Below are 11,397 nucleotides of genomic sequence, written 5' to 3' on the forward strand. Positions count from 1 at the left end.
TCCAACATCTAAAAAAATGTATTTTATTACTTAAAACATTAATGTATAATTAACTTTAGTAAATTTAGGAGGACATACTCGTGTTTAAAGAATTTAAAGAGTTTGCGTTTAAAGGAAATGTATTAGATTTAGCTGTCGCAGTAGTAATGGGAGCTGCATTCAATAAGATTGTTACATCACTTGTCACTTATATTATTATGCCGTTAATCGGTTTGATTTTCGGAACAGTAGATTTTGCGAAAAACTGGTCAATGTTCGGTATTAAATATGGTTTATTTATTCAATCTATTATTGATTTCTTAATCGTCGCTTTTGCATTATTCTTATTCGTCAAAGTAGCTAACACTATGATGAAGAAAGAAGAAGTTGAAGAAGAACCAGAAGAAAATACAATCTTATTAACTGAAATCAGAGACTTACTTCAAAAACAGAACAACCCATCTGATCAATAAGATTTAGCACAAAATAAAAAGCAATGCCGCAATTTTAATAACTGTGGCATTGCTTTTTTTATTGAAATCTAAATTCTGCATGGCTTTGATAACCATTTGAATGAATCTGTAAAATACTTGGAATGCGTTGTTTTAACTCGCTGACATGAGAAATAATCCCCACCATTCGACCTGATGTTTTAATATTAATCAATGTATCCAATGCTGTTTCTAACGTTTCTTGGTCTAGCGTTCCAAATCCTTCATCGATAAAGATAGCTTCTAACGTAATACCGCCAGATTCTTGTTGTACCACTTCACTTAAGCCTAACGCTAAGGCTAATGCAGCTTGGAAGGATTCTCCACCTGACAATGTACTAATCGGTCGTGATTTATTAGAATACCAGTCAAAGACTTCTATATCTAATCCACTGTAACCTACTGACACCGCTTCGCTTCTCACCAATTTATACCTTTGATTTGTCATCTGGAAGAAACGTTTATTCGCATTATCAATAATCAAGTTTAAGTAATATCTCAACACGAAGTTTTCTAATGTTAATTTTTGAATATTTTTTCCAGATAAAATTTCTGAAAGTCTGAAAATCTCTTCTTGATCAGCTAATTCTTGCTGTAACGTTGTTATATTCTCTTTTAACGCCTTAAATTCTTTTTGATTAGACTGGATTTTGAATTCATGTTCATTCACTTGTCGCGTTTGCACATCTAACTTCTCTTTCGCCTCTTGAAGTTGCGCTTCCAAACTTTCTAAATCTGGTTCAGGTTGTCCTTGTATCAATTGTTTTAAATTCTCAATTTGGCTGGCTAGTTTAACTTGAGCGTCACGGAAATCTTTAATTTCTTGTTCAATAGATGCTTTCTCACTCATTTTTTCCAGAACATTTTTCACTTCATCTGGTGATTGAATACCTAGCGTTTCCATTTCTTTATTAGACTGTGTTTCTTGATTTTTGATTTGTTCTGAGAGTTCTGATAGACGCTCATTAACACTTTGAAGCGAGTTTTGTTTTAATGCAAAGTCTTGTTCAAGCTCTCTTATTTTTTCAGTTAACTTTGTCTGTTGTGTTTCATATTGACGGACTTCTTTTTCTTTAGTTTCATAATCATTTTTAAATGCCACTACATCTTTATATTCAGTATTTGATTCAAACGCTTTAATCAGTTTTTGCTGGTTCGTCAATTCTGCTTGTTGATTGGCCACTTTTAACTGTAATGACTGAATTGCTTCTTTAGTTTGTTGTTTTTGCTTTATTTTCTCTTCAAGTTCAGCATTAGCTTTTTGTTGTTGTTGTTTTTTGGTTTCTGTATCTTTATATTTCTCTCTTAATGCTTCTATATCCACTTTGGTATTTTCAGTGCCATGTGTTTCTTCAAACGTATTGACTGCTTGTTGCTCGATTTTTATTTCTGTATTGAATTCGGCTGCTTTAGCTTTTAATTCATCTCTTTGTTTTTGTAAGTTTTCAAGTTCATGTCGATAAGCTCTTAATTGTTCGTAATCTACATGATCTGACAATGATGTAATTTCATGACCACAAATTGGACATTGATCACCAGGTTCTAACATAGATTGTAATTTTCGAATCATTGTTTCTTGATTGTCTAATTCTAACTGATGTGTATTGAATGCTTTGATTTTTTCTTCTAGTTCATTTAAGGCCTTTTGATTTTCTTCTTGCTTTGTTTTTAGCCGTTCAATATTTTGTATTTGCTTTTGATATGTCGTAAAGGCAGTTTGATATTGTTCAGCTGCTTTAATTTCATTGTCAATTTCAAACAGTTTCTGTGTTAGTTGATTTACTTTTTCGTAATCCGGTTGTTGAACTGTTTCATGACTTGAATCAAGTTGTTTTAAATGTGCTTGTTGTTCATTTAATGCATCTTCTAGTTGTTTCACTTCAACTGTCAGCTCATCGATTAATTTATAAGCACTTTGATATTGAGATGCATTTTTATAAAAATATTGAGTTTCACTTATAAAATGTTGTGCTTGTTCGATTTGTGATTGATTTTCTTGTAATTGTTTTAACTGTTGTTTACTTTCTTCTAATTGCGTTTCAATTTGTTTTAACTGTTTAGTTAAATTTTCGGATCTTTCTTGCGTTTGTGTGTAATCTTCACGCGATTGTTCAAGTGTCGTCAAAATTTGATGTAAAGGACGCACTTCTCTCATTTGTTTTAAAAGTGTTTCTAACAATTCAATATGTTGTACTTCATTTGTTAAGTTTTGATACTTTTCTTGTTCTTGTTGTAATGCTTTGATATTTTGATTCAGTTCAAGTGCTTTACGATACGTAGCATCTGCTTTTTCAAATTCATTTTGTTCTTTTTCTTTTTGTTTTGTCAGTTTTTTTAATAATGTTTCAGCTGTTGTTTCAAATTCTGGGATATACAACATCAATTTATCTGTTTGAATACTTGGTGTTGTTTTCAAATTTTCTAAATGTTCATCTTCAAAAGTATCTACATTTTGCCAATGTTGCGCAATTGTTTGATAACGTAATTCAATTTGATGTTTTTCATCTTTAATCTCTTCTTCTAGTTGCTTTTTTAGGTGGTCAAAACGTACTGTGTTGAATAATGTACGTAAAATTGTTTGTTTCTCAGAACTTTTAGAGAATAAAAACTTTTTAAATTCACCTTGCGGCAAAATAAATAATTGTCTGAACTGACTGGCATTAACGCCTAATAATCTGATCAGATACTCTTTTCCTTGTCTGATTCGACTTTCTATAAGTTCATAGCCGTCATTTTTCCACTCGTAAATTAGTGCTTCGCCTTTTGTCTCGTTTTTATTTCCTTCTTTCACAAAGGGTGCTTGTCGGACGACTTTAAATAAACGATTTTTCAATCGAAATTCAAATGTGACAACCATTGGTGATTTACCATCTGCGAAATGGCTTCTAAGCTCTTTGCCTTTTCTGCTTTCTAAAGAAGCTTCATCAAATAAAGCATAGACTATCGCATCAAATAACATAGACTTTCCTGACCCTGTTTTACCGCTGATTAAAAACAGTTCGTTATCCTCTAGTTTAGAGAAATCTATTGTTTCGTCTAAGAAAGGCCCGAAGTTTTCTAAATGTAATGTCAATGGTCTCATGCTTCTTCACCTCGATTCATGCGATTTAACAAGTCATTAATTTTTTGTTCTTGTACTTTGCTTAATGATTTTTGTGTCATGCTTTCATAGAAATCCTCAATAATTTCTTTATCTGTCATTTGTTTAATCGCATTTTGTGTTTCATGTACTTCAAACGTTCGACTCTGATTAGATAGTGCTAATACGTTAGGATAGATTTGTTTTAAATTCATCATCGGATCATTAACATGTGAAAGTTGAGTTAAATTGAAATGGATGTAGTTTTCTTTATTTTTAACTTGTGCATTTTCTTGAATTGCTTCTTCATAAGTGGCATCAACGACTTCTAATTCTCTCAATGGTTTGAGTGGAATGAAAATAGATTCAATGTATCCTTCTTCATCTACAGTTAATTTACGATAACCTTTTGCTTGCTTCGTTTCTGAAAATGAGTACTGTAAGAGTGAGCCACTGTAATAAACAAAATCTGATTGAATACTGAATGGATGATGTAAATGGCCTAAGAGTACGCTATCAAATTGCTTCATAACATTTTCCGGTATTTCTTCAACTGTTCCAATAGATAACTCACGTTCTGAATCTGACTTTATGCCGCCTGAAACAGTCAGATGACCGACTAATATATTAGTTTGATTAGAGTCTAATTGTGCTGTCATATGTTTTAAACAACATTGAATTGCTTGATCGTAGGACTTCAAATTTTCTTCTGGATAGAAATGCTGAATTTCTCCTAAAGTTGCGTATGGCAACATATAAAAATTCACACCATTAATCGTAATCGGTTCTGCAATGCGGTCTAAATTGGTGCGAATATATAAATGCGTATGCTCAAACCAGCTACCTCCATAATTCAATCGTGTTCTGCCATCATGGTTACCGCTAATAATGATAAGTGGGATATTTAATGTTAAGTTTAAAGTTCTTGTTGTTTCTTCTAATAATTTAACTGTTTCTTTATTTGGATAGCTCGTGTCATACAAGTCACCTGCAATGACAATGACGTCTGGTTGTTCTTCTTTCATCGCATCAATAAATTGGTTTAAAATGTAACGCTGGTCCTCTAAAAAAGATTGCCCATTTAAAATTTTACCTAGATGCCAATCGGCAGTATGTATGATTTTCATCTAATCACCTCTTTTATTGATTATAATACAAAACATCCATCCCTTTATAGAGAATAGACGTTTATCATTGACTACTTATATAACTTTTGAAATTTCGCAAAGGTATACACCATCCCAGCAATAATCGCTGAAATAATACCAATAACATGTTTGAGCTTCACTCCGAGTCACCTCACTTTATGCTTATTTCTTTACCCAAAATAAAAATAAACGATGCTTTACCAATCATTGCAAAACATCGTTTAAATTATATTTATTGTTTTATTTACTATTATCCATCAATCAGCTATTTGTTTTCTTAATTTTTTATATTTCATCAACATCGCAATTCGCCATGGTAAAATCATTGAAAATGCCAATAAGAAAAACATACCGCCGAGTTGACCTGGATCAATTTGACTGCTGATGACAAGTTTCATAACAGTACGAATCACTAGCAAGGAAATCAAAATGATTGGAAAGGCTTTCGAACGTTTCATATAAATCTCTTTGCCTTTTATCTCGAAACGAGATGTCCAAATCAATACAATTGAGAACATCAACCCAACTGCCATTGCTTCAAGTGCTTCAAGTCCTGTGATTCTAAAATAAGGAATAACATACATCAGCGCACCCGTAGACATAAAAATCGGCGGCAATATGAGTTTCTTCTCATTGACTGGATATTGTTGTGCTTTCATTCGTAATATAATAACGCCGATACTCATTAAAAATGCGACACCGACTGAGAATATAAGATATAACACCGTGACACCTTCTTTTCTACATTAAGTCTATCCTGAGAAATCATTTCATAGTATATCATTTTGTGTCTATATTTCCATATCAAAACGATTGAAAATGTATAAATACAAATAAAAAGAAAGCTATATGCCGCTGCACACAACTTTCTTTTTATAGATACTGATTATTTCATTTTTTGATCCATGTTTTTGTTCATCATCGTCATCATTTGATTGATTTTCTTTTGAGATGGTTTTTGGCCCATTTGCATCATCATCATACGTAACATCTCTTCGTTAATAGGAGGATTCTTTTTAAGATAATCCATCATATATTTTCTTGCTAGGAAGAATCCACCAACTAAACCGATGATAAGTGCAGCAATGATTAATAAAATTGCTATCCAAGTTGCCATTGTCTCACCCACTTTCTTTATCCTTTAGCATTTTACTAAAATAATTTCATCTTTTCAAGTTGAATCGATACTAAAACATAAGAATAAGAGCTATTCCTAACTCATTGAAACGCTAACCGCTATTTTGGGTGTTTCAATTGTAGAATAGCTCTTATCTTTATCTTAATTCAAAACTTATAGGTTATTCAAAAGTTTTAAAACATTTTCTTTAGTGAAGCCATATTTTTCAACAACTAATCCGCCTGGTGCACTTGCGCCGAAACGATCGATACCAAGTACTTCGCCTTCTAAGCCGACATATTTATGCCAACCTAATGAAGAAGCCATTTCAATCGCTAAACGTTTTTTAATTGTTGGTGGGATAACTTCATCTTGGTAAGATTTTGGTTGTTGTTCAAATGCATGCCAGTTCGGCATAGAAACAACACGTACTGAGTTACCGTTATCCGCAAAAGTTTTTGCTGCTTCTACTGCTAAGCTTACTTCTGAACCAGAAGCTAATACAAGATATTCTGGATTTTCTTCAGATTCATATACTACATAAGCACCTTTACGTACACCTTCTTCTACTGTTTCTTTAGAAACATCTAATACAGGAAGGTTTTGACGTGTTAATACTAATGAAGTTGGTGTTTGTTCACTCTCTAATGCAACTTCCCAAGCTACGCGTGTTTCGTTACCATCTGCTGGACGAATCACATTCATATTAGGAATTGCACGTAAACCTGCTAATTGTTCAATCGGTTCGTGAGTTGGACCATCTTCACCAACAGCGATTGAGTCATGTGTAAAGATAAATGTTGAGTTAAGACCCATAATTGCTGAAAGTCTTAATGCTGGTTTTAGATAGTCACTGAACACGAAGAATGTCGCACCATAAGGATTTACTCCACCGTGTGCTGCCATACCGTTTACAGCTGCTGCCATCGCAAATTCTCTAACACCGAACCAAATATTTTTACCTTCAGGTGTATTGCGATCATAGTCTGGTGCATCTTTAACATTTGATTTGTTTGAACCAGCTAAGTCTGCTGAACCACCGAAGAATGAAGGTACAGATTTGCTTAGTGCTTGAATGACTTCACCTGAGTCTGCACGTGTAGCACTTTCTGAACCGACTTCGAATTCTGGTAATTCTGCTTCATAGTTTTCAGGTAATTTACCAGCAATCGCATCTTTGAATTCTTGTGCTAATTCTGGATAAGATTCTGCGTATTTTTCAACTAAAGCTTTCCATGCTTCTTCGTTTTCAGTTGCACGTGTCAACATAGTTTCATTGAAGACATCATAAACTTCATCCGGAACGTAGAAACGTTTTTCTGGATCTAATTTATAGTTTTCTAATGTTAATGTACGTTCATCATCACCAAGTGGCGCACCATGTACACCATGTGTACCTGATTTATTTGGTGAACCGTAACCAATAACTGTTTTAACTTCAACCATAGTTGGACCATTTTGTTCTTTAGCTTTTTCAATGGCACTATTAATTTCTTCTAAATCATTACCATCTTTAACTAAGATGTGGTTCCAACCATATGATTCAAAGCGTTTTTTGATGTCTTCAGAGAATGCTTTATCAAGATCACCATCAAGTGAAATATCATTCGAATCGTATAACACGATTAATTTGTCTAATTGTAAGTGACCTGCTAATGAAGCTGCTTCATGAGAAATACCTTCCATCAAGTCACCATCTGAAGCTAAAACATAAGTGTAATGATTTACGACTTCAGCATCTGGTTTGTTGAATTTACCTGCTAAGTGGTTTTCTGCCATTGCCATACCTACTGACATTGCGAAACCTTGTCCAAGTGGACCTGTAGTTACTTCGACACCTTGTGTGTGTCTGAACTCAGGATGTCCTGGAGTTTTAGAATCCCATTGTCTAAATTGTTTCAATTCTTCTAATTCTAAGCTGCCTGATACATGTAATAGGCTGTAAAGTAATGCAGAACCGTGCCCTGCAGATAAGATGAATCTATCTCTGTTAAAGTATTCATTTGAATTAGGGTTAAAGTTCAAATGTCTTGTCCATAATGTGTATGCCATTGGTGCAGCACCCATCGGTAATCCTGGGTGACCAGAATTTGCTTTTTCAATTGCATCAATACTCAATGCTCTGATTGTATTGATTGCAAGCTCATCTCTTTTATCGAACATCAATAAAACTTCCTTTCTATACAGCATGATTTTATGCCATTATACATTAAATTAGTTAAGTTTAACATTTATTGTCCTCATGAAATCGCTATCAAATATAATAAAAGTGATTAAAACAATCAAAATATACATTTTCATGAAAAAAGAGCCTTTAGAACATCAATTATTCTGTTCTAAAAGCTCTACATTTATTGTAGTATATTAAGTTTTATTGTCTTTTATTTTGCTCACGTTGTACTTGTTTTAATTTTTCTGGTGTTACATCATTTCCTTCAGGATCTAATACTTTTGTATTTTCAATTTGTTGTTTGAAACCTTCGCGGAATGTTTCAAGATATTTTTGATGTAACTCTGCTCTTTCTTTCGCTTCTTCTTTTGTTAAGCCTTCTTCTTTTTTCTTTTTAGAAAGTTCATTAATACGGTTAATTGTTTCTTTATGTTGATCTGCCATGCTATCGACCTCCATTAGTCTGATGATTATTTATCTTAGCAAACAATCGCTCAAAATAAAATCAATATGTTCTACTAAACTTATTCCCAATCACAGAAACCTTACACCATAGAACACATCGTGTTAGCAGTATAATCAACACACTTTATTTATAAATCAGTGAACAGTTGCGACGATAGGTCTGTTATTTTGTTCGCCCTGTTCTATATATTGTTGCTCATGTTCGGCTTTTTGTTCTACCTTAGTTGGAAGTGTATGATCTGTCATTTCGTACACTTGTTCCTCATTACTTGACTGCTCTGCACCGATTAAAAACGCTGAAACTAACATAAAAGACATTAACAATACTGCTGTATATAGTAAAAAACTAGTTTGATATTTCCTAATCATTATTCGAACACCCCTAGAACGTTTGTTTGTATTTAAACAATATCAGAACGATTGTTCGGTGTCAACACTTTTACGAACAAATGTTTGTAAAGGCTATATTAACGTGATATAATAAGAACAAACTAGAAGAGGATGTGCATATAAATGACTGAACTTACGAAGCGTCAAAGCGAAATTTATGAATATATAAAACAAGTCGTTCATACAAAAGGTTATCCGCCAAGTGTCAGAGAAATCGGTGAAGCAGTCGGACTTGCTTCAAGCTCTACTGTACACGGGCATCTATCACGATTAGAAAGCAAAGGGTATATTCGTCGTGACCCTACAAAACCACGCGCAATTGAAATTGTCAGCGACCAAATTGAAGATGCTGCTGAAATCGAAGGTACTATCCATGTACCAGTTATTGGTAAAGTCACAGCCGGTGTCCCAATCACAGCAGTAGAAAATGTAGAAGAATACTTCCCGTTACCAGAACACTTTACATCAACACATAACAGCGACATTTTCATTTTAAATGTTGTTGGAGACAGTATGATTGAAGCTGGTATTTTAGATGGAGATAAAGTCATCGTCAGAAGTCAGACTATCGCAGAAAACGGTGATATTATTGTAGCTATGACAGAAGATGATGAAGCAACTGTAAAACGCTTCTACAAAGAAAAACATCGTTATAGATTACAACCTGAAAACAGTACAATGGAACCTATTTATTTAGAACATGTATCTGTTTTAGGTAAAGTTGTAGGTCTATTTAGAGAGCTGTAGGCAATCGTATCTGTTCATAGGCATATCATCTCTTCTTAAATTTTGTTCGTGACAAATTATTTAGATTCAAATTAGATTAGTAAACTACTAACGCCCCATAATGTCCAAAATTCATAGACATTATGGGGTGTTTTTAATTATTTTGTTGTGTTTATCTCCGTTCTGTTATTTTTTATACTGTGCATAAATAATTTGCATCTTAAAGCGGCTTTAGTCTTGCATGCACCTTGCCTTTTTAGTTTAAAATGCAGCAATGCCATCATATTTTCATACTTTTGTATTTATATAAAAGAGAAATTCACTTATACTAAACATGAGTAATACTTGAGGAGTGAGATGAAATGGATTTAATTTACAAAGGTAAAACAAAAGATGTCTATCAAGACAAAGATGGTGAAATTGTTCTTTTCTTCAAAGATGATATGACAGGAAAAGATGGCAAATTTGATCCAGGTGAAAACCAAGTTGGCTTAACTGTTGAGGGTTCAGGTAAAGCTGGTCTTAAAATGACAAGTTATTTCTTCGAAAAAATCAACGCTGCTGGTATTCCAACACATTATATCGACGCAAACATTGAAGATCGTCAAATGCGTGTTAAAAAAGTATCAGTATTCGGTCATGGATTAGAAGTTATTTGCAGATACCGCGCAGTGGGTTCATTTATCCGCAGATACGGTGACTATATCGAAGAAGGCGCACCACTTAACGCATATGTAGAAATGACTTTAAAAGATGATGAAAGACAAGATCCACTCATCAACAAAGCAGGTCTTGAAGCGTTAAACATCTTAAAACCAGGTGAATACGACGAAATTGCTAAATTAACAGTAAAAATTTCAGACATCATTAAAGAAGAACTTGCACAAAAAGGTTTAGAACTTTACGACATTAAATTAGAATTTGGTCGCGATGAAAAAACTGGTGAAGTTTTACTTATTGATGAAATCTCTGGCGGTAACATGCGTGTGTTTGATAAAGACGGCAAATACATTGAACCTTTAGAGTTTGGAGAGTATTTATTCTAATTAAACGAAAGCTGAGATCAAAAAACGATCTCAGCTTTTTTATTTACAACTTTTTCACAAATTCTATATAGCGCTTGCTGCCTTCAATCAATTCGTTTTTCGTCGCATGATTCACTGTACCATATTGTTCAAAGTGTCCTTTATATTGGGCACCGATATAATTAAAAGTCGCAACGAATGGTGAAAGTAATGTGTCTAACGTGAATCGATTCGAACCTTCTTCTGAATAATCTTCTTCTAAACTGCCAACTGTCGTCGCAATCGCAAATTTTTTATCACGAAGTTTCGTTCCTTCTGGACCATATGCAAAATTAAATAAAAATACTTCATCTTGATATTGTTTCAATAATGGCGGACTACTATACCAATACAATGGAAATTGGAATACTATTGTATCGTAGCTCATTAATCTTTCTTGTTCGCGTGCAACATCAATGTTTCTGTCAGAGTACAATTCATATAAATCGACCACATCAATATGTTCGTTTATCAAAGCATTTTTCCACATACGATTAACTACTGAGTTTTCTATATCTGGATGGATAATAATGACTAATTTTCGCATCTTTGCACTCCTTTGATCTTCTTCAATACTCGAAATGATTATAACTTTTAAACATTTCTTTTGCCATGATGCTTCACAAAAATTGCGAACATTTTCTATTAAAAAAATGTTAACCACAATTTGTGGTTAACAGCAGACCGTAGACAAACTACCGTTATAACTTGAAAAAGTGTAACGGTAGTTTATTTTTTTATGAAATTTTCGAAAATATGTATAAAAAT

11 protein-coding genes are annotated in these 11,397 nt (G+C 33.5%); 3 read left to right on the forward strand and 8 right to left on the reverse strand.

Annotated features, from left to right (window positions below):
• Positions 1–80: 80 nt before the first annotated feature.
• The gene (gene mscL / locus CD112_RS12600) at positions 81–452 is read left to right on the forward strand and encodes a large conductance mechanosensitive channel protein MscL (RefSeq protein WP_002480859.1); all 372 of its coding nucleotides are present in this window, start codon (positions 81–83) and stop codon (positions 450–452) included.
• A 58-nt stretch (positions 453–510) separates the two neighbouring features.
• On the opposite strand, the gene sbcC is transcribed toward mscL, so the two are convergent.
• From sbcC to sosA, 7 genes are all read right to left on the reverse strand, one after another.
• Positions 511–3,552 carry an exonuclease subunit SbcC gene (sbcC, locus tag CD112_RS12605; protein WP_103364412.1) on the reverse strand — a complete coding sequence of 1,014 codons (3,042 nt, stop codon included), beginning with the start codon at positions 3,550–3,552 and terminating at the stop codon, positions 511–513.
• Positions 3,549–4,676, reverse strand: coding sequence for an exonuclease subunit SbcD (gene sbcD, locus CD112_RS12610; RefSeq protein ID WP_103364413.1), 1,128 nt, complete (start codon positions 4,674–4,676; stop codon positions 3,549–3,551). The genes sbcC and sbcD overlap by 4 nt, the downstream gene beginning before the upstream one ends.
• A gap of 278 nt (positions 4,677–4,954) precedes the next feature.
• On the reverse strand, positions 4,955–5,422 hold the full coding sequence (locus CD112_RS12615) for a CcdC family protein (RefSeq protein ID WP_002480856.1): 468 nt from the start codon (positions 5,420–5,422) through the stop codon (positions 4,955–4,957).
• A gap of 161 nt (positions 5,423–5,583) precedes the next feature.
• Positions 5,584–5,814 (reverse strand): YneF family protein, encoded by a 231-nt coding sequence (locus CD112_RS12620; protein ID WP_023015255.1) that lies wholly within the window; start codon positions 5,812–5,814, stop codon positions 5,584–5,586.
• 174 nt (positions 5,815–5,988) lie between these two features.
• Positions 5,989–7,977: a transketolase gene (tkt, locus tag CD112_RS12625; RefSeq protein WP_103364414.1), complete on the reverse strand. Its 1,989-nt coding sequence runs from the start codon at positions 7,975–7,977 to the stop codon at positions 5,989–5,991.
• Between the two features lie 208 nt (positions 7,978–8,185).
• The gene (locus CD112_RS12630; protein ID WP_002480853.1) at positions 8,186–8,428 is read right to left on the reverse strand and encodes a DUF896 domain-containing protein; all 243 of its coding nucleotides are present in this window, start codon (positions 8,426–8,428) and stop codon (positions 8,186–8,188) included.
• Between the two features lie 156 nt (positions 8,429–8,584).
• Complete coding sequence (gene sosA / locus CD112_RS12635; RefSeq protein WP_002480852.1) at positions 8,585–8,818, reverse strand: DNA damage-induced cell division inhibitor SosA; 234 nt, start codon at positions 8,816–8,818, stop codon at positions 8,585–8,587.
• Between the two features lie 144 nt (positions 8,819–8,962).
• Here sosA and lexA point away from each other — a divergent pair, with 144 nt between their 5' ends.
• The gene (gene lexA / locus CD112_RS12640) at positions 8,963–9,586 is read left to right on the forward strand and encodes a transcriptional repressor LexA (RefSeq protein ID WP_023015256.1); all 624 of its coding nucleotides are present in this window, start codon (positions 8,963–8,965) and stop codon (positions 9,584–9,586) included.
• Between the two features lie 341 nt (positions 9,587–9,927).
• A complete protein-coding gene (locus tag CD112_RS12645) occupies positions 9,928–10,611 on the forward strand; it encodes a phosphoribosylaminoimidazolesuccinocarboxamide synthase (RefSeq protein ID WP_002480850.1) in 684 nt (227 codons plus the stop codon).
• A gap of 43 nt (positions 10,612–10,654) precedes the next feature.
• On the opposite strand, the gene CD112_RS12650 is transcribed toward CD112_RS12645, so the two are convergent.
• Entirely contained in the window at positions 10,655–11,176 is a 522-nt protein-coding gene (locus CD112_RS12650; protein ID WP_107552694.1) for an NAD(P)H-dependent oxidoreductase, read from the reverse strand.
• Between the last annotated feature and the right edge of the window lie 221 nt (positions 11,177–11,397).

It is taken from the genome of Staphylococcus simulans (assembly GCF_002902285.1).
Lineage (GTDB): Bacteria > Bacillota > Bacilli > Staphylococcales > Staphylococcaceae > Staphylococcus > Staphylococcus simulans.